Consider the following 21,190-nt stretch of genomic DNA (forward strand, 5'->3'; position numbering starts at 1 on the left):
ACAATTTGTCTATTATTCCTTAAGTCATGTTATTCATAGTACCATAGAAAAGGAGAACTGCAACCTTTTGTGAAAGTAAAACAGAAACTACAAAATACCTATTTATTATATATGTATAACTAATATTTAATATTTTATGAAGAAAAACGAAAAAAAGACAGAGCAGAATATCATGGTGATATTCCTCTTGTTTGTAATGTCTTGCTTTGTATTTAGTTGCAAAGAAGACAAAGTGGATTCGAAGAGTCACGATCCTTCAAAAGCTGTTGAGATTACAGACTTTTCGCCAAAGAGTGGTTCCGCTCGTACTCGTTTATTTATTTACGGAAAAAACTTTGGTGATGACATTTCGCAGATTAAGGTGAAAATCGGTGGTTTAGAAGCAAAAGTAATTGGAAGTAATGGTGAATGTATTTATTGTGTAGTCCCTCAACGTGCTTTCGATGGGACAATTGAAGTTTTGATAGGAGGTGAAAATGAGACACCCGTCACTGCAGAAGCTTCTGAAAAATTCACTTATGAAAAAAAATCAATGGTTAGTACTCTTTGTGGAACCATAAGTGAAACAGGAGAATACACCGTAACTGACGGTCCATTTGAAAAAGCAGGTTTCAAATATACAACTTGGTTGTCTTTCGATCCCCAGAATCCCAATCACCTATATGCGGTAGAAGATTATGCGGGTATTCGTTTGATTGATTTAGAAAAAAGAGAAGTCAGTACAGTCGTTACTTGTGGACAGATGAATATCGCACGTCCTCGAACCATTGCATGGTCTCCGGATGGAAATACCATGTATGTCAGTAACGACCAGGGAAGTGAAGATGGTATTAGTAATGTGGCATTAAAGCGCGAAGAGAATTTTTTAAGAGCTGAAGTTGCAACTCGTTCCCGTAGCTGTAATGGAGCAGCTGTACACCCGGTAAATGGAGAAATTTACTATTCACAGTGGGAGGGTGGTTCAATCTGGAGAGATGAATTAGACGGCCAACCCCGGAAAGAGCTATTTAAAATTTGGGCAAACAGCTATGAAATCGGTATTATTTTCCACCCAACCGGAAATTATGCTTATATGCTAGGACATAATTTCCATGCTATCGTTAAAAGTACCTACAATTGGGAAAAGAAACAATTGGAAGTACCACAACCTTTTGTAGGAGAATATGGGTCTCCTGGTTGGCTCGATGGTGTCGGAACGCAAGCAAGAATTGATTCTCCTTGGCAAGGAGTATTTGTTAAAAATGAAGAATATGTAAAACAAGGGAAAAGTGATGTATATGACTTCTACTTTGCAGATAGGTCAACTCATAGTATCCGAAAAATAACCCCAGAAGGAATGTTAGTTACTGTTGCCGGGCGTGGAAGTGAAGGTTTGGACAGTAATGTTTGGGGCTATGTAGATGGCGATTTACGTAAAGAAGCTCGTTTCAATCAACCTCGAGGTATCGCTTATGACGAAAAAAGTGCAACATTTTATATTTCTGATTCTGAAAATCGCCGTATCCGGAGCATCACCATTGAGGGAGAAACTGATGCTGTTAAATCAGATAAAGAAGCAGAAGTCAAACCATGAAAAGACACAGAAACATGAAACAAATATTTATTATAACTTTAATGTTGCTTGGTATCGGCTGGTGCGCATTTGCACAAGGAGATAAAAAACAAATAGAAGTAACAGGGACTGTTCTTGACGAGAATAATGAGCCATTGATTGGTGTAAACATTGTGGTGAAAGATGTTCCGGGACTTGGAACCATCACAGATGTGGATGGCAAATATAAAATCAAAATGGAACCATACAATCGATTAGTCTTTTCTTATATCGGATACGAAACACAAGAGGTTTTGGTAAAGGAGCAGACAGTGGTTGATGTAAATATGAAAGTGTCTCAGACACAGGCGATTGATGAGGTTGTCATTACCGCAACGGGAGCCAGAAAAAAACTGACAGTGACAGGTGCGGTTACTACTATTGATGTCGCCCAATTAAAATCGACCCCAAGTGGTAATCTGGTAAATGCTCTTGCCGGTAATGTGGCTGGTGTAATGGCCATGCAGACTTCCGGACAGCCGGGACAAAACGTATCCGAATTCTGGATACGTGGTATCTCCACTTTTGGAGCCGGTAGCAGCGCATTAGTTTTGGTTGACGGCTTCGAACGCGATATGAACGAATTGAACATTGAGGATATCGAATCTTTTACAGTATTGAAAGATGCTTCAGAAACTGCCATTTACGGTTCACGAGGAGCGAATGGTGTTGTTTTGATTACCACTAAAAGAGGTAAAGACAGTAAAATTAATATTGATGCGAAAGTAGAAGTCAACTACAATACCCGAACTTTTACACCGGACTTTGTAGATGGTTACCAATATGCCTCTATGATGAATGAAGCTCGTATTACTCGCAACAAAGAACCGATATTCTTAGACAGCGAACTGGAAGTTCTTCGGATGGGATTGGACCCGGACTTACTTCCCAATGTGGATTGGCAGGATTTATTGTTGAAAGACGGTGCAATGACCTATCGTGCAGCCTTGAACATGAATGGAGGGGGAAGAAATGCACGCTATTTTGTTTCTGCCAGCTATTTGGAGGAACAAGGTATGTATAAGACGGATCAGACGTTAAAAAGTGACTATCAAACAAATGCCAATCATAAACGTTGGAATTATCGTATGAATGCGGATATCGACATTACAAAATCCACTTTGTTAAAAGTCGGTGTTTCCGGGTATCTGAAAAAACAGAATGAACCGGGAGCCGTCGGAAATGATATCTGGCGATCCATCATGGGATACAATCCTGTATCTAGCCCCGTTATTTACTCGAACGGTTATATTCCGGCATACGGCTATACGGAAGATTCGGAAGGTATCAGTTATCAAATGAATCCTTGGGTACTGGCTACACAAACCGGCTATCGCGAACGTTGGTGGAATAATGTGGAAACGAACGTAACCTTGGAACAAAATCTTGATTTCCTGACCAAAGGATTAAGTTTTATCGGACGTTTTGGTTTCGACACATACAATGAAAATACAATCCGTCGCGTAAAACGTCCTGAAATGTGGAAAGCCGAACGTTTCCGTGATATGGATGGAAATATCGTTTATAAACGGGTTGTCCAAAAAATGGAAATGACCCAATATTCCGAAAGTGACGGAGAGCGAAAAGAATATTTTGAGGCTGAGATGCATTACAATCGGCAGTTTAATGCACATAATTTGAGCGGAACATTGAAATATACACAAGATTCGAAAGTTCAGACGCAAAATATCGGCGGAGATGTTAAAAACTCAATTGCCCGTCGCCATCTGGGTCTAGCCGGACGTGTAGCTTATAATTGGAACAACCGTTATTTTGTCAACTTCAATTTTGGATATACCGGTTCTGAGAATTTCGCACCCGGAAATCAATTCGGTTTCTTCCCGGCTTATTCTGCAGCTTGGAATATAGCAGAAGAACCGTTTATCAAAAATCATCTGAAGTGGATGGATATGTTCAAATTCCGATATTCCTGGGGTAAAGTAGGAAATGATCAAATGAATAGACGTTTCCCCTACCTTTACACCATCGGAGCCGGAGGAACTGATTATAATTGGGGTGATTACAACTTCGATAATAAATATAGCAGTATACGTTATACTCAACCGGGATCGCCCAATATAACTTGGGAAATTGCGAAAAAACATGATGCCGGTTTGGATATGTCGTTATTCAGGGATTTATTTTCTCTAACAGTAGATTATTTTCATGAACAACGTGACGGTATTTTTATGGAACGTAGATATTTGCCTTATACCGCCAGTTTTGATGCGAATCCTTTTGGAAACGTAGGAAGTGTCAAAACAACAGGTTGGGATGGAAATTTCGCCTTCAAACCGAAAATCGGAGCAGTCGATTTAACTTTGCGTGGAAACATGACTTTAAGTAAAAATGAGGTGTTGGAAAAGGATGAAGAAAACAACGTATACGAATATCAAATGGAAAGAGGGTATCGAGTAGACCAAGCCAAAGGATTAATTGCTATTGGTCTATTCAAAGATTATGACGATATCCGTAATAGCCCCAAACAGGAATTCGGAACGGTACAGCCGGGAGACGTAAAATACAAGGATGTAAATGGTGATGGTGTCATTAACAGTGGCGACCGTGTAGCCATTGGTGCAACTCAAAAGCCTAACTTTATATATGGTATGGGGGCTTCCGCCAGTTGGAAAGGGTTAGACATAAACGTTCATTTCCAGGGTGCCGGCAAATGTTCTTTCTTCATAGGTGGGCCGACTGTTATGCCATTCAGCGGAGAGCAATGGGGTAATATTATGACAGATGTAGTTGGAAATTATTGGAGTTCCAGGGATATTTCGGGTACAGAAGCAACTGAAAATCCTAATGCAAAATATCCGCGTTTAAGTTACGGTTGGAATGATAATAACTATCAACAGTCAACAATGTGGCTCCGCAACGGTTCCTACCTGCGTTTGAAAACCCTTGAACTTGGCTACACACTTCCTAAAATACTTACGGCTAAAGTACATCTGAATACGCTCCGGTTCTTCCTGATTGGAACCAACCTGATAACTTGGTCCAGTTTCAAACTTTGGGATCCGGAACAATCTACCCTACAAGGAACAGAATATCCTTTGGCAAAATCAATATCTGTAGGTTTCACTGTTAATTTATAATCATGAAAAGATATGAATAAAATCTATTTATCAATAATTGCAGCTTTAGGCGTATGCTTAGGGTTTAGTTCCTGTAATAATTACTTGGATGCGGATCGATTTTTTCAAGATCGCATCACTTATGAGAAAGTTTTCGAAGACAAGGATTATTCGGAACAATGGTTGGCCGACTGTTTTTTCCATCTGACAAAATACAATCAGGAAGTGGCCAGTAAGGAACATGTAAAAACAATGTTCGCCAGTGATGACATGTATTATACTGATTGGGGAACTAGTGCCGGTTCGCAGTATAGTAAATTGAAAAACGGGCAATATCAAGAACCTGAATTTAACGATTATCTTTATATTTCCTGGATGGATTCATATAAAGGTATCAATAAATGTACCATTTTTATGAATCGTATCGACCAAAATAAAGAGATGACTCCGGAAGAGATTTTGGACTACAAGGCACAAGCTCGTTTCTGCCGTGCTTATCTCTATTGGTCCTTATTACGCAAATTCGGTCCTGTACCTTTGTTGGGAGATGAAGAATTGGACCAAACGGTTAGTTATGACGAAATGGCTGTTCCACGCCGTCCTTACGAGGAATGTGTAGAATTTATAGCCACAGAAATGGCACTGGCAGCCAAAGATCTGCCTCTCAAACGCGACCTGCGGACAATTGCCCGTCCAACCCGCGGAGCCGCACTTGCCGTACGGACAAAAGCCTATTTGTATGGAGCCAGTCCGTTAATGAATGGTAATAACAGTGCGTATGCCAGTCAACTGGTTGACCATGAAGGAAAGCGCTTGTTACCGGCAGAGTATGATGAAGCCAGATGGGCAAAAGCGGCAGCTGCAGCCCGGGATGTAATGGAGTTAAACCAATATGATTTATACGTAGCGAACAGCCGTGTATCCGGAGGTCCGGACTATCCAGCCACCATCCAACCTTTTGATGACGGAGAGTTCTCAAAACAGAACTGGCCGAACGGATATGCCGATATCGACCCGTTTGAATCATATCGTTCCGTATTCAATGGCGAATTGAATGCTTATGCCAATCCGGAACTTATTTTTACTCGTGGACAAAATCAATTTTCAGGTATTAGTGATATGGTTCTCCATCAATTGCCTCGTTATACAAAAGGATGGAACTGTCATGGAACTACTCAAAAACAAGTGGATGCCTACTACATGTTAGACGGCAAGGATTGTCCGGGTAAAGACAAAGAAATGGGGCGCGGAAATGGTAGTGAACGTTTAAAAGGTTTCGTTACCCAGGAAGATGTGGATGCTGGGAAATATAAACCGTTAGTAGCCGGGACTTCCTTGCAATATGCCAATCGCGAACCTCGTTTTTATGCTTCAGTCGCTTTCAATGGGTCTATGTGGAATTTCTTAAGTTCAACCAAACAAGAACGTAGGAATCAAGCAATCTGGTATTACCGCGGATTACAGGACGGACGCAACAATACCGTCAACTGGCAAATCACCGGTATCGGAATTAAAAAGTATGTAAAACCTTCGGATTCGCAAGATGAAGGTGGATCCATTTCTCCCAAAGTACCGACTGATATGCGTTATGCCGACATCCTTTTGAGTTATGCCGAAGCTTTAAACGAATTAAACGGCAGCTATCAAATACCTTCTTGGGACGGGACAAAAACTCATGCTGTCAGTCGCGACATTCATGAACTGGAAAAAGGAATTCATCCGATACGTATCCGTGCCGGCCTTCCTGATTATCCGGACGAAGCCTATGGCAATAAAGAAGAACTCAGAAAACTTCTGAAACGCGAAAGGCAGATTGAATTCATGTGTGAAGGACATCGCTATTATGACTTACGTCGCTGGCTGGATGCTCCGGTAGAAGAATCAACCCCTATATATGGTTGTAATACGCTTATGACACAAGATCAGGCAGAGTTGTTCCATACACCGGTAGCTGTAACATTCCTACCTACTAATTTTACGGAAAAGACCTATTTCTGGCCAATTCCGAAAGAAGAATTAAAACGTAACCAGCGTTTGGTACAAAACCCAGGGTGGGATACTTATGATTAATCTAAAATTATATTGAATTATGAAGAACATATTTTATAAATATTTGATTGCAATTGCCGTATTGTTCATGTTTAGTTCCTGCAATGAGGAATGGGAAGACGAACAATTCGAACATTATGTGTCTTTTAAAGCACCTATAGATTTGGCTGTTGGTTCTACCAGCATTTACATCCGGTATAATCCGGGAGGAAAAGTAACCTATAAGTTACCAATTATCGTCAGTGGTTCAACAAGTCACGATAATGACCTGAATGTCCATGTCGGATTGGATCTGGACACATTGGCCAATATCAACAAAGAACATTACAATCTGCGCGAAGACCTGTATTATCGGGTATTGGAGGATGACCAGTATGAATTTGCAGAAACGACATTGATTCCCGCAGGAGAAGATGTAGTATTATTGGATTTAAACTTTACTTTGGGAGAAATTGATTTAGTAGACAAATGGGTATTACCCCTAACTATTAAAAATGACCCTTCATACAATTATGTGGCGAATCCCCGTAAAAACTACAGTAAGGCGATTCTTCGTGTCATTCCCTTCAATGACTATTCGGGAGTATATACTTCCGGAAACGTGAATGTTTATGTAGAAGGAACATCCAGTGACCCGATGACCATAAATACTCGTAGCAGTTATGTCGTAGATGACAAGACAATTTTCTTCTATGCAGGTTTGCAAGACGAAGACTTATTGGAACGGCACTGTTACAAGATAATGGCTACTTTCAATGAGGACGGGACATTAACTCTTAAAGCAGAGGACCCGAATATTAAACTGGAAGTAGACGGAACTCCTACGTATGAAGTTACAGAAAGAGTGGACGATACATTGCCTTATTTATTGCACCGTTATGTAACGTTAAAGTTGGCATATTCATTTGAGGATTATACATCTGTACCTGGTACCCGTATTGCTTATAAAGCTAGCGGTAGCATGACTATGGAGCGTAAGATTAATACTCAAATTCCGGATGAGGATCAAGCTATTGAATGGTAGTATTATGATATACAATCAATTTGTAGCCAATGTAGATTAAACTGTAAGGGATTGCGTTATTTTGACGCAATCCCTTTGTCTACTTAACTTTTAGTGTTTGTATAGTTTAGATTTTTGAATGACAAGTGTATATCTTTTAATGGATAAAAATAACGACATACAGCAAGGAAAACAAAATTGGATAATAATAATAGTCGGAATGTTGTTCACAGTAGCGATGTTACAATTTCGATACCAATATCATATATTCTTCTTGGAACAATTACAATTATTCATTTTTACAAAAGAGTATGCGATGCAGTTACTCTCTACTCCTGGAGGACTTGTAGAGTATATTGGTGAATATCTTATTCAGTTTTTTAAAATCAATTATGTAGGTAATATACTCATTGTTATTTTATTAACAATAACCGGAGTTTGTATTCGTAAACTAATCGAAGATAAAAATAAGTCTTGTTTTATCTTTGAATGTATGATTGTCTTCTTTTTATTTGTTAACTTTTTAGATATTAATTTTTATCTAAAAGGAATTATCGGTTATTTGTTTTGCTTGATTGCACTTTTAATTTATTATAGAATACAGACTAAATTATTTAAAATAAGATTGCTGATTGTTCTATTATCAGGCCTTTTTTTATTTTGGATAGCTGCGCCTTTTCAGACACTATTCTTTGTTGTGGTATGCGCAATCGAATTAAAACGACATGGATTAAATAAAGGGAAAAGTTTATTCCCTCTATTTATAATTACTATATGTGGCTTTTTAGTTTATATCTTTGCCGGAGAAGGTGCATTCCGGATATACATTAATATTGACGGAGTATGTTCATTGCGAATTATTCCCGGCTGGACTAAATATGCAGCCTGGATATTATTGCCAGTGGCTATTTTATTCAATCCTCTATTAGAACAGACCTTTAAACTTATTCGGAAGAGTCTCATAAAAACAATAATACAAATATTACTTCTTGGAGGTATCGTTATCTATCTCTTACCCAAATATGATGACAATTGGTCGCTCCCTTTTAAACAACTACATTACTACGCTACACATGAAAAATGGGATGATATATTGGGTTATTGTAAGGAACATCCCTTGAATAATAATTATAACTGTTTGAATTACCAGAATCTGGCACTTGCAGAAAAAGGAATATTGGCCGATTCTCTTCTTTGCTATACACAAAAAGGGAAATATGGTCTATACGCCCCTTGGGACAGGATTGTTCCGACTGCTTTTGTCTTGCAAAAAGTTTGTTATCATTATGGCGATATTGCTTTTGCACAAAAATACGCATTCGAAGGAAATGTCAATTCTGTTACAATGGGTTTCCCTGAAACATTAAAAATGTTAGTCAAAACAAATCTTTTACAAGGTCAAAAGAATGTAGCTGCCAAATACATTTATTATTTACAACAAACATTTTCATATAAAAAATGGGCAGACAAACAATATCTTTATTTATCTGATACGTTGACCATGAGAAATGATCCCGAATATAAAGGAAAAGAAAGATTCAAGGAAAAGGAAAATCATTTCACCTATTCAAATGAACTATACATATTGGCCGGATTAGACAAAAAAGATAAGAAATTGAGAGATTTTGTTTTATGCTCTCTTTTACTGGACAAAGATTTACCTGGTTTCCTGAATTGGTTTGATTTCTATAATAAAGATACAAGTTTTCAAAATATACCGGATTTATATTATCAGGCGCTTATGGCTTGTGCACCAAGTGTCCCGGATGTATTAACTCGGTATTCGGTACCGGAAAATATCAAAAATGATTTTGAAATGTACTCCATGGTTTACAGTAGTGGAAGGAATTCTGCAGAAAAACAAAAATGGTTACATTCACAATATAAAGATAGTTATTGGTATTATTTTCATTTTACAAAAATAGAACATGAATAAATATTGGATACTACTGGTGGTAGGTTTCTTATGTGCTTGCAATCAAACTCCTGTGAGTGTATTGGAACAATATTCTCGTACATTTATCTATCCGGATTATGAGAAAGTTACAATACCTCGTAATATTGCTCCTTTATCATTTATAATCAATACAACAGAATCTGATATTAAAACAATTTTACATACAGAAAATTATTCCATATCGATAAAAGAGAAGGATATTTCTATCTCTTTGCGTAAATGGAAGAAGTTGGTGATGTCCGGAGATACAATTTGGGTAGATGTTTTTGCTAAAAAGAATGGGGACTGGACACAACTTCGTTCATTCCCTATCTTTATCTCTGAAGATGAAATAGATCCATATATTACTTATCGTTTAATAGCTCCGGGATATGAAGTTTGGAATTCTATGGGTATTTATCAACGTTGTTTATCATCCTATGAAGAAACGCCTATTTGTGAAAATAAAAGTATGACTCATTATTGTATTAACTGCCATACTACAAACCACGGAAATCCTGAAGAGTTTATTTTTCATCAACGACCGGGAGGAAGTATTCTGGTTAAAGATGGCATTTTAAAGAAATTGAATACTCATTACAATGAAAAAGTACAAAGTCTCGTTTATCCTTCTTGGCATCCATCTGGCAATTATATAGCTTTCTCTGTAAATAAGACTGTACAAAGTGTACATTCAAAGAATACAAATCGTATCGAAGTATGGGATCTATGGTCTGATATTGTCATAGTTGATGTCAGGACTAATGAATTGATAACCATTCCCACACTAATGTCAGAGAAGTCTTTTGAAACATTCCCAACCTTTTCGCCTGATGGGAAAAAGTTATATTTCTGTACTGCCCGTTCTGTTACTCTTCCTGACTCCATTACAGAAGTTAAATATGATATCTGTTCCATATCGCTTGATTTGGATAACAAAATGTACAGCAAGCAGGTCGATACAATTATCCGGGCTTCATCTAATAATTATAGTACCTCTTTCCCCCGAATATCACCTAATGGACGTTATTTATTATATACCCAACATGAATATGGTAATTTTTCCATCTGGCATAAAGAGGCTGATTTAAAAATGTATGATTTGGAAGAGAAAAGAGCCATAGATGTATCTATATTGAATTCTCCGGAAACTGAAAGCTATCATACTTGGTCTTCCAATGGGAAATGGATTATTTTTAGTAGTCGTCGGGATGATGGGTTATATACGCGCCTCTATTTGGCCCATGTGAATTCTGAAGGTATTATGGCTAAACCTTTCCTCTTGCCACAAAAAAACAGTACTTATTCTATTATTCAAGACAAATCGTATAATATTCCGGAATTTGTGACAGGGAAAATAAAAAATTATAATGTTGAGATAGAGAAATTATTGAAGAAAAGTACAAAGCCTTAATAAATAAGAGAGTCACAAAATTCATTATACTATTCACGGACCACCATCTTGTTTGTCAATAAAGGACAAGGGTATAGAAGAAACTGTTGGGAAATACCTAAATTGTAATTTTTGGAACTCTAAAATTCCGGAAACAGTCGTTATTAAAAGTATGTTTTGGTGTTGTTATTCAACACTTGAGCAAAGTAAACGAGAAAAGATTATAATGCTTCGATCTAATTTCTTAACTTAGCGGCGTCTGTTCTATTTAATAAATAAGAGTATGAAAAGAGAAAATCTGCTGTTGTTCTTAATTCTGTTGTTGAGTATGCCTGCATATGCTCAGGAGGGCATAAGATTGCTGCATGGTCCTTATTTACAAAATCTAGGATCTGAAGAAGTTACGATTGTATGGCTTTCCGATAAGCCGTCTGTAGGATGGGTCGAATTGGCTCCGGATGATAATTCTGACTTTTATGCTACTGAACGTCCTCGCTATTTTGATGCTAAGAATGGAGTGAAAAATACATCAACCATTCATGCAGTGAAAATTAAGGGACTTAAACCGGGGACAAATTACCGTTATCGTGTTTTTGTTCAGGAAGTACTGAGTCATGTTGCACATCAAGTTATTTACGGGTATTATGCATCTACAGATGTTTATTCAAGGGAACCATTGGTTTTTAAAACGAGTGATCCGGCAAATAAAAATACCTCTTTTGCTATGGTAAATGATATACATGGCAATAATGATGTTTTGGAGAAGCTGGTTTCCAAATGTGATTTGAAAAATACGGATTTTATTATTTTCAATGGGGATATGGTTTCTGTCTTTAATGAAGAAAAACATATTTTTGACGGTTTCATGGATACGGCTACCAGATTGTTCGCATCCAGAGTCCCTATGTACTATACACGGGGTAATCATGAAACCCGGGGAGCTTTTGCCACTGAATTCCAGCGTTATTTTTCTCCTAAAGAAGAAAATATCTATTATACTTTCCGTCAGGGACCGATTTGTTTTGTTATTTTGGATACAGGGGAGGATAAGCCGGATTCGGATATTGAATATGCCGGTATAACCGTATATGATGAATATCGGACGGAACAGGCGGAATGGCTGCGTCAGGTTCTGGATAGTAAAGAATATAAAGAGGCTCCTTTTAAAATTGTAGTTGCTCATATTCCACCTATGGGGGGATGGCATGGTAATTTGGAAGTGGAAAATAAATTTATGCCATTGTTGCGCGATGCAAAACCGGATCTTATGCTTTGTGGTCATTTACATCGTTTTATTCATCAGAAGGCAACAAAAGAGACTCCATTCCCGATTATTGTTAATTCCAATACAGCAATATTGAAAGCTACGGCTAATCCCACGGAATTAAAAATTGAGGTGATAGATGTAGACGGGAAAGTTTTAGATCAATTCTCAGTAAAGAGATAAAGAGGAAAAAACTTACGGATTGAAGCCTATGGTCTCTCTCTGGCTTACGTTTTATAAGAAAATATATAGAAAAAACTTCTAATTATATTTGGAGGTTAAAAAAAAGGCTGTATCTTTGCAGCGTTCAAATGGAAAAGACAAGATGAAACAGGAAATGCTAAATAGTCTCATTATTTCTCTAAATATTATTCTACTCTGGGAACGGGATAGGAAGTGAGACTGTGTATGCTTTTGCTGAGCATTAAAATAGAAGAGCCTTTCTCACTTCCTTGTGAGAGAGGCTTTTTTCATTATTACATAAATAAGAAATAGAAACTAACAAATTTAAGATGATAAAGACTATGTCAGACAGATTATTTATTTTCGACACCACATTGCGTGATGGTGAGCAAGTGCCGGGCTGCCAGCTGAATAGTATTGAAAAGATTCAGGTGGCTAAAGCCCTTGAAGAATTGGGCGTTGATGTGATAGAAGCAGGTTTCCCGGTATCGAGTCCCGGTGATTTCAATAGTGTAGTTGAAATTTCTAAAGCTGTAACTTGGCCTACGATTTGCGCCTTGACACGTGCAGTAGAAAAAGATATAGATGTGGCAGCCGAAGCTTTGAAATATGCGAAACGAGGACGTATCCATACAGGTATCGGAACATCTGATTACCATATTAAATATAAGTTTAATTCGAATCAAGAAGAAATTTTGCAACGTGCTATCGCTGCTACAAAATATGCGAAAAAATATGTGGAAGATATTGAGTTTTACTGCGAAGATGCCGGACGTACCGACAACGAATATCTGGCTCGTGTAGTTGAAGCTGTTATAAAAGCCGGTGCTACGGTGGTGAACATTCCGGATACTACCGGATATTGTCTACCAGATGAATATGGAGCAAAGATAAAATATTTGATGGACCATGTAGACGGTATAGAAAATGCGATTATCTCTACGCATTGTCATAATGACCTTGGAATGGCAACCGCCAATACGGTACAGGGGGTTTTGAACGGAGCCCGTCAGGTGGAAGTAACAATGAATGGTATCGGCGAACGTGCGGGTAATACTTCTTTGGAAGAAATTGCGATGATTTTTAAAAGCCATAAAGAACGTAATATCATCACAAATATAAATACAACCAAGATATATGGTGTCAGTGGTATGGTTTCCAGCCTGATGAATATGCCCATTCAGCCGAACAAAGCAATTGTGGGACGAAATGCTTTTGCACACTCCTCCGGTATCCATCAGGATGGCGTTTTGAAAAATCGGGAAAGTTATGAAATCATCGACCCGAAAGATGTGGGTATCGATGATAATGCGATTGTTTTGACTGCTCGTAGCGGGCGTGCCGCCTTGAAACATCGTTTACATGTTCTGGGAGTTGAATTATCACAGGAAAAACTGGATAAGGTTTACGAAGAATTTTTGAAATTGGCTGACCGTAAGAAAGATATCAACGATGATGATGTATTGATGCTTGCCGGTAAAGACCGTACAGCAACGCACCGTATCAAACTGGAATATCTGCAAGTAACTTCCGGTGTCGGTCTGCAATCTGTAGCCAGTGTTTGTCTGGATATTGCCGGTGAGAAATTCGAAGCTGCCGCTTCCGGTAATGGTCCTGTGGATGCTGCGATTAAAGCTGTCAAATCTATCATTCACCGTACCATGACTATTCAGGAGTTTTTGATACAGGCTATTAACAAAGGTAGTGATGATATGGGAAAAGTACACATGCAGGTCGAATATGATGGTAATAATTATTATGGTTTTGCTGCCAATACCGACATTATTGCTGCTTCAGTTGAAGCATTTATCGATGCAATCAATAAATTTGTAAAATAATAAACGACTTGGAACATCGATAACATGATTGTTATTGTTGTTCTGAAAAAGCATATAATATGAATACATTATTCGATAAAATTTGGGATGCCCACGTAATCACGATAGTGAAAGACGGGCCTACACAGCTGTATATAGACAGGCTGTATTGTCATGAAGTAACCAGCCCTCAGGCTTTTGCCGGCTTGCGTGCCCGTGGTTTAAAACCGCTTCGTCCGGAACGTATCTATTGTATGCCGGACCATAATACGCCCACGCACGATCAGGATAAACCGATTGACGACCCGGTATCCCGTACTCAAGTTGATACATTAGCTAAAAATGCCATAGAATTTGGTTTGACCCATTACGGCATGATGCATGAAAAGAATGGTATCATCCATGTGGTAGGTCCGGAACGTGGACTTACTTTACCGGGAATGACTATTGTCTGTGGCGATTCCCATACATCTACTCACGGAGCTGTCGGAGCTGTAGCTTTCGGTATTGGTACCAGCGAGGTAGAAATGGTTTTGGCTTCCCAATGTATTTTGCAGGCAAAGCCGAAAACTATGCGTATCCGGGTGGAAGGTGCTTTGGGTAAAGGTGTTACAGCAAAAGATATGGCACTTTATATTATGTCGAAAGTTACGACCAGTGGCGCTACCGGTTATTTCGTGGAATACGCCGGTTCTGCAGTTCAAGGTCTGACAATGGAAGGACGTTTTACGCTGTGTAATCTTTCTATTGAAATGGGTGCTCGTGGCGGTATGATAGCTCCGGACGAAACGACTTTTGCCTATTTGAAAGGACGGGAAAATTCACCGAAAGGGGATGAATGGGATAAGGCTGTTGCTTTTTGGAAAACTTTGAAAAGTGATGAGGATGCCGTATTCGATAAAGAGGTTGTTTTTGATGCTGCCGATATTGAACCGATGATTACTTATGGAACCAACCCGGGTATGGGAATGGGTATTACGGATACCATTCCGGTAACAGAAGGCATGAATGAAGTAGAGAAAAGTTCTTTCTTAAAATCAATGGCTTATATGGGCTTTGAACCGGGTGAGTCTTTGTTGGGTAAAAAAATAGATTATGTGTTTTTAGGCTCTTGTACAAATGGGCGCATTGAGGATTTTCGTGCATTTGCATCTATTGTGAAAGGACGTAAAAAGGCAGAACATGTTACAGCGTGGCTTGTTCCCGGGTCTTGGATGGTGGATACTCAGATTCGCCAAGAAGGTTTGGATAAAATATTCGAAGATGCCGGATTTAAGTTACGTCAGCCCGGATGTTCGGCTTGTCTGGCGATGAATGATGATAAAATACCAGCTGGCAAATATGCAGTATCTACAAGTAATCGAAACTTTGAAGGACGTCAAGGACCAGGTGCGCGTACAATTCTTGCGGGACCGCTGGTTGCTGCTGCGGCTGCTATCACCGGTGAAATCACAGACCCACGCACATTCATGTAATTTGTTTGTGCATTAGTGATTGTTATTAAGAAATAAAGTAAAAACAATAAAATCAGATAAGAAGCAATGAAACAGAAATTCAATATTATAACTTCCACCTGTGTTCCTCTTCCGCTAGAGAATGTAGATACAGATCAGATTATTCCCGCCCGCTTCCTGAAAGCTACCGATAAGAAAGGTTTCGGAGAAAACCTTTTCCGCGACTGGCGATATGATAAACAGGGAAACAAGATAGAGTCGTTTGTGCTGAATGACCCGACTTACGGGGGACAAATATTGGTTGCCGGAAAGAACTTTGGTTCCGGTTCCAGTCGTGAACATGCTGCTTGGGCAATTGCCGATTATGGCTTTCGGGTTGTAGTCAGCAGCTTTTTTGCTGACATCCATAAAAACAATGAATTAAATAATTTTGTTCTTCCGGTTGTCGTGAGTGAACCGTTTTTGGCGGAGCTTTTCGAATCTATCTATGCCAATCCGAAGATGGAGGTAGAAGTCAACTTGCCGGCGCAGACTATTACGAATAAAGCAACCGGTAAAAGTGAACATTTTGAAATTAATGCCTATAAGAAAGATTGTCTGGTAAATGGTTTGGATGATATAGATTATCTTCTTGCGAACAAATCGAAAATAGAAGCATTTGAAGCGAATAGAAAATAATGGCGTGATAAATAAAACAAATTATGATAGAAATAATGGATACCACCCTGCGCGACGGGGAACAGACATCGGGAGTTTCTTTTGCTGCGCATGAGAAACTTAGCATTGCACAGGCATTGCTGGACCTTGGTGTGAACCGTATCGAGATTGCTTCTGCGCGTGTCTCGGACGGAGAGTTTGAGGCCGTGAAGCGTGTGGCTTCCTGGGCAGAGCGTACCGGAAATATCCATAAACTGGAGGTTCTCGGTTTTGTAGATGGTGACGTGTCGCTCAATTGGATTGAGGCTGCCGGATGTCGTATGGTGAACTTGCTTTGCAAAGGCTCTTACAAACATGTGACGGAGCAGCTTCGTAAAACGCCTGAGCAGCATTTTGCTGATATTCGTTCTGTCATTAATCTTGCTACGGAAAAAGGGATAGGGGTGAATGTTTACCTGGAAGACTGGTCTAACGGTATAAAGGATACTCCGGAATATGTTTTTCAATTTATCGAAGCTCTCAGAGATTTGCCGGTACGTCATTTTATGCTGCCTGATACGTTGGGTATCTTGAATCCAAATAATACATACGAGTATTGCAAGGAAATGGTGACTCGTTATCCGGATTTGATATTCGATTTTCATGCCCACAATGACTATGATTTGGCTGTAGCCAATGTCTATTCTGCTGTCCGGGCCGGTATCACCGGTGTACATACAACTTTGAACGGGCTGGGTGAACGTGCCGGTAATGCACCTCTTAGCAGTGTGCTTGCTGTTTTGAAAGATCAGTTGGGAGTGGAGATGACACTTCGGGAAGAGAGAATAAATTATGCCAGCCGTTTGGTTGAAACTTTTTCCGGTGTCCATATTCCTCCTAATAAGCCGATTATCGGGGAGCATGTTTTTACACAATGTGCCGGTGTTCATGCGGATGGTGATAGTAAAAATAATCTGTATTGCAATGATTTGTTGCCCGAACGTTTTGGTCGTGTCCGCGAATATGCTCTCGGTAAAACATCAGGAAAGGCGAATATTCGTAAGAACTTGGATGCTTTAGGCATCGATATAGATGAGAATTCGATGCGTAAAGTTACCGAACGCATCATTGAATTGGGAGACAAAAAAGAAATGGTTACGACAGAAGATCTCCCTTATATCATCAGTGACGTCCTTCATCATGATACTGTAACGGATCAGCGTATCCGGATATTGAATTATTCTTTATCTTTGGCGCAGGGCTTGAAACCCGTTGCAACTCTGAAGATAGAGATTAACGGTGAAGCCTATGAAGAGTCAGCTTCCGGTGATGGACAATATGATGCTTTTGTGCGTGCTCTCCGGAAAATTTATTCCGATTTGGGGCGTCCTTTCCCGATGCTGACCAATTACTCCGTATCTATTCCTCCCGGAGGACGAACGGATGCTTTTGTGCAGACCATAATCAGTTGGAATTATGCCGGAGTAGACTTTAAGACCCGCGGTCTTGATGCCGACCAGACGGAAGCGGCTATTAAGGCTACGCTAAAGATGCTGAATAAGATTGAACAATGATAATAAACTAATAGATTGAACTAATGAAGATATGTTCGGGTTCTTTTTATAGTCTCATATATTGGTAAATTAATAATTTAATGGTATGAAGAAGTTAACAATTGCGCTTGTAGCGCACGACAACCGTAAGGCTGACATGGTAGAATGGGCGGTTCACAATGCTGAATTTCTCTCTCATCACTACATTGTTTGTACCGGGACGACAGGAAATCTGGTTAGAGGGGCAATGGAAGAAAAGGGTATTCAGGCAGATATTACCTGCATGCATTCCGGTCCGTTAGGAGGAGATGCCGAAATAGCAGCGATGGTGGTCCGTAAGGAAATAGACTTGGCTGTTTTTCTGATTGACGATTTGAACCCACAACCTCACGAGGCCGACATTCAAATGTTACTTCGCCAGTGCCGTGTTCATAATGTTCCTATCGCTTGTAATCGTTACAGTGCGGATTTGATGATAACAAGTACTCTGTGGGAAGACGACAATTATGTCCCTACGGAACCTAAGTATGTATATTTTAAGAGAGAATAAGAATAATGTTCCTATATGTCGGTGTGCCTTCCTGATTAAAATAATGTGGCAGCATTGGTATATGGGTTTATTTTCAAATTAACTAATTATTTATATGAAATTGAATATTGCATTGCTCCCTGGTGACGGAATTGGTCCCGAAATCATTGAGCAAGGAATGAAAGCGGTGAAGGCTATCTGCCGGAAATATGGCCATGACTTGAGTTACAAACAAGCTTTGGTTGGTGCCTGCGCTATTGATGCTGTGGGAAATCCCTATCCTGACGAAACCCATGAACTTTGTATGCAGAGCGATGCTGTGTATTTTGGTGCTATAGGTTCTCCGAAGTATGATAATGACCCATCGGCAAAAGTGCGTCCTGAGCAGGGCTTGTTGGGTATGCGCAAGAAATTGGGATTATTTGCCAATATCCGTCCTGTGACGACTTTTCCTTCATTACTGCATAAATCTCCCTTACGTGCCGAATTGGTGGAAGGTGCTGATTTTATGTGTATCCGTGAGTTGACGGGCGGAATGTATTTCGGTCGTCCTCAAGGAAGAAGTGAAGATGGTAATACCGCCTATGATACTTGCATTTACAGCCGGGAAGAAATTGATCGTATCGTTCGCTTGGCCTATCAGTATGCACAGAAACGTCGTAAGAAAGTGACGGTTGTGGATAAAGCAAATGTGCTTGCTACTTCCCGCTTGTGGCGCCAGGTTGCACAGGAGATTGCGAAAGAATTTCCGGATGTGGAAACCGAGTTTATGTTTGTGGACAATGCTGCCATGCGCTTGGTTCAATGGCCGAAAAGCTTTGATGTAATGGTAACGGAAAATATGTTTGGTGATATCCTGACGGATGAAGCATCTGTTATTACCGGTTCATTGGGCATGCTTCCTTCTGCTTCGATAGGTGTCCATACTTCCGTTTTCGAACCGATTCATGGTTCGTGGCCACAGGCTGCCGGTAAGAATATAGCTAATCCGTTGGCTACCATTTTGAGCGGCGCTTTAATGTTTGAATATGCTTTTAACCTGATGGAGGAAGGTGCATTGATACGTGAAGCTGTTGCTGCTTCTATGGCTGCCGGTTTTGTTACGGAAGATATCGCAGACGGAGCTAAATCTTATTCAACAAGCGAAGTTGGAGACTGGATTGCTGATTATATCACGAAGAAATAAGTTTACTTGAACAAAAAGAGAAGAGGATGCGTCTATTGTGATGTATCCTCTTCTTTTTGATATTTGCAAGAATAAAAGATGAATTCTTTTATATAGCGGTTGTTATTTATACGATACCTTGTGCCATCATAGCCTTGGCTACTTTCATAAAGCCGGCGATATTTGCGCCTTTTACATAATTGATGTATTCCCCGTCCTTACCATGTTCGACACATTGTTCGTGAATTGCACTCATAATCTGATGAAGTCTGGCGTCCACCTCTGCGGCAGTCCAAGAAATATGCATCGCATTCTGTGTCATTTCCAGACCGGAAGTAGCAACACCACCGGCATTGACGGCTTTACCCGGAGCAAATAGTTGTTTGTGTTCGATGAACAGGTCGACAGCTTCTGCCGTACATCCCATATTGGATACTTCGGCTACGCATAAAGTCTTGTTGGCAATCAGCTTGCGGGCATCATCAGCATCCAGTTCGTTCTGTGTTGCACACGGGAGGGCGATATCCACTTTCTGTTCCCAGGGCTTTTTGCCGGGATAGAAAGTCGCATTAGGAAATTCGTCGGCATAAGGAGCTACGATATCGTTGCCTGAATTGCGGAGTTCCAGCATATAATCAATCTTTTCTCCCGAAATACCATCCGGGTCGTAAATGTAACCGTCCGGACCGGAAAGGGTTACCACTTTGGCTCCCAGCTCTGTTGCTTTTATTGTCGCTCCCCAAGCTACGTTTCCGAAACCAGAAACGGCTATTGTCTTTCCTTTAATATCTATGCCGTGAGTTTCCAGCATCTGATGGACAAAATACAAAGCTCCGAAACCTGTTGCTTCCGGTCGAAGGATTGAGCCTCCGAACTCCATACCTTTACCTGTAAAAGTACCTGTATTTTCCCGCGCTAGTTTTTTATACATTCCATACATATAGCCCACTTCTCGGCCGCCTACACCAATGTCTCCTGCGGGAACATCGCGATCCGGTCCTAAATTGCGCCATAGTTCGAGGATGAATGCCTGGCAAAAACGCATAATCTCAGCATCACTCTTTCCACGCGGAGCAAAATCGGAACCTCCTTTGCCTCCCCCCATGGGAAGGGTCGTCAAGGCATTTTTGAATGTCTGTTCAAAACCCAAGAATTTCAGAATAGATAAGTTTACGGACGGGTGGAAACGAATACCTCCCTTATACGGACCAATCGCGTTGTTGAACTGTACGCGATATCCTAAGTTCACTTGTATTTCCCCCTTGTCGTCTACCCAAGGTATACGGAAAGTGAAAATGCGTTCCGGCTCAACCAAGCGTTCGATAATTTTAGCCTTCTCGAATTCGGGATGCTGGTTGTACACTTCTTCAATCGATAGAAGAACTTCTTTCACTGCTTGCAAATATTCCTTTTCTCCCGGATGTTTTGCTTCCAGTGCAGATAAAATTAATTCAGTCTTCATAGTATATCATTTCTTTTAGAGATAACATTCTGATTACAAATGTAGGTAATAACCTGGATTGAACAAGTATTTTGCTTA

General features: G+C 39.9%; 14 protein-coding genes. 13 read left to right on the plus strand and 1 reads right to left on the minus strand.

Annotated elements, in window-relative coordinates; translation table 11 throughout:
• Nucleotides 1-136: 136 nt before the first annotated feature.
• The 13 genes from DW103_RS03180 to leuB all read left to right on the plus strand — a co-directional run bounded on the left by DW103_RS03180 (nt 137) and on the right by leuB (nt 19,671).
• On the plus strand, nt 137-1,573 hold the full coding sequence (locus DW103_RS03180) for an IPT/TIG domain-containing protein (RefSeq protein ID WP_122274200.1): 1,437 nt from the start codon (nt 137-139) through the stop codon (nt 1,571-1,573).
• Nucleotides 1,574-1,587: 14 nt separating this feature from the next.
• Entirely contained in the window at nt 1,588-4,689 is a 3,102-nt protein-coding gene (locus DW103_RS03185; RefSeq protein WP_122274286.1) for a TonB-dependent receptor, read from the plus strand.
• A gap of 12 nt (nt 4,690-4,701) precedes the next feature.
• Nucleotides 4,702-6,738, plus strand: coding sequence for a RagB/SusD family nutrient uptake outer membrane protein (locus DW103_RS03190; RefSeq protein WP_122274201.1), 2,037 nt, complete (start codon nt 4,702-4,704; stop codon nt 6,736-6,738).
• 19 nt (nt 6,739-6,757) lie between these two features.
• A complete protein-coding gene (locus DW103_RS03195; RefSeq protein WP_122274202.1) occupies nt 6,758-7,741 on the plus strand; it encodes a DUF4973 domain-containing protein in 984 nt (327 codons plus the stop codon).
• Nucleotides 7,742-7,859: 118 nt separating this feature from the next.
• Nucleotides 7,860-9,656 carry a DUF6057 family protein gene (locus DW103_RS03200; protein WP_122274203.1) on the plus strand — a complete coding sequence of 599 codons (1,797 nt, stop codon included), beginning with the start codon at nt 7,860-7,862 and terminating at the stop codon, nt 9,654-9,656.
• Nucleotides 9,649-11,070 (plus strand): PD40 domain-containing protein, encoded by a 1,422-nt coding sequence (locus DW103_RS03205; protein WP_122274204.1) that lies wholly within the window; start codon nt 9,649-9,651, stop codon nt 11,068-11,070. Before DW103_RS03200 ends, DW103_RS03205 begins: the two co-directional genes overlap by 8 nt.
• 262 nt (nt 11,071-11,332) lie before the next feature.
• Entirely contained in the window at nt 11,333-12,496 is a 1,164-nt protein-coding gene (locus DW103_RS03210; RefSeq protein WP_122274205.1) for a metallophosphoesterase family protein, read from the plus strand.
• A gap of 341 nt (nt 12,497-12,837) precedes the next feature.
• Nucleotides 12,838-14,334 (plus strand): 2-isopropylmalate synthase, encoded by a 1,497-nt coding sequence (locus tag DW103_RS03215; RefSeq protein WP_122274287.1) that lies wholly within the window; start codon nt 12,838-12,840, stop codon nt 14,332-14,334.
• A 59-nt stretch (nt 14,335-14,393) separates the two neighbouring features.
• Nucleotides 14,394-15,788 carry a 3-isopropylmalate dehydratase large subunit gene (gene leuC, locus DW103_RS03220; protein ID WP_122274206.1) on the plus strand — a complete coding sequence of 465 codons (1,395 nt, stop codon included), beginning with the start codon at nt 14,394-14,396 and terminating at the stop codon, nt 15,786-15,788.
• Nucleotides 15,789-15,854: 66 nt separating this feature from the next.
• Nucleotides 15,855-16,445 (plus strand): 3-isopropylmalate dehydratase small subunit, encoded by a 591-nt coding sequence (leuD, locus tag DW103_RS03225; RefSeq protein ID WP_122274207.1) that lies wholly within the window; start codon nt 15,855-15,857, stop codon nt 16,443-16,445.
• 23 nt (nt 16,446-16,468) lie between these two features.
• Nucleotides 16,469-17,977, plus strand: a complete 1,509-nt coding sequence (locus DW103_RS03230; RefSeq protein WP_199652956.1) for an alpha-isopropylmalate synthase regulatory domain-containing protein — start codon at nt 16,469-16,471, stop codon at nt 17,975-17,977.
• An 85-nt stretch (nt 17,978-18,062) separates the two neighbouring features.
• Nucleotides 18,063-18,506, plus strand: coding sequence for a methylglyoxal synthase (locus DW103_RS03235; RefSeq protein WP_122274209.1), 444 nt, complete (start codon nt 18,063-18,065; stop codon nt 18,504-18,506).
• A gap of 94 nt (nt 18,507-18,600) precedes the next feature.
• A complete protein-coding gene (gene leuB / locus DW103_RS03240) occupies nt 18,601-19,671 on the plus strand; it encodes a 3-isopropylmalate dehydrogenase (protein ID WP_122274210.1) in 1,071 nt (356 codons plus the stop codon).
• 106 nt (nt 19,672-19,777) lie between these two features.
• On the opposite strand, the gene gdhA is transcribed toward leuB, so the two are convergent.
• Nucleotides 19,778-21,112, minus strand: coding sequence for an NADP-specific glutamate dehydrogenase (gene gdhA, locus DW103_RS03245; RefSeq protein WP_122274211.1), 1,335 nt, complete (start codon nt 21,110-21,112; stop codon nt 19,778-19,780).
• Nucleotides 21,113-21,190: the final 78 nt, after the last annotated feature.

It is taken from the genome of Parabacteroides sp. AM08-6 (assembly GCF_003473295.1).
Classification (GTDB): Bacteria; Bacteroidota; Bacteroidia; order Bacteroidales; family Tannerellaceae; genus Parabacteroides.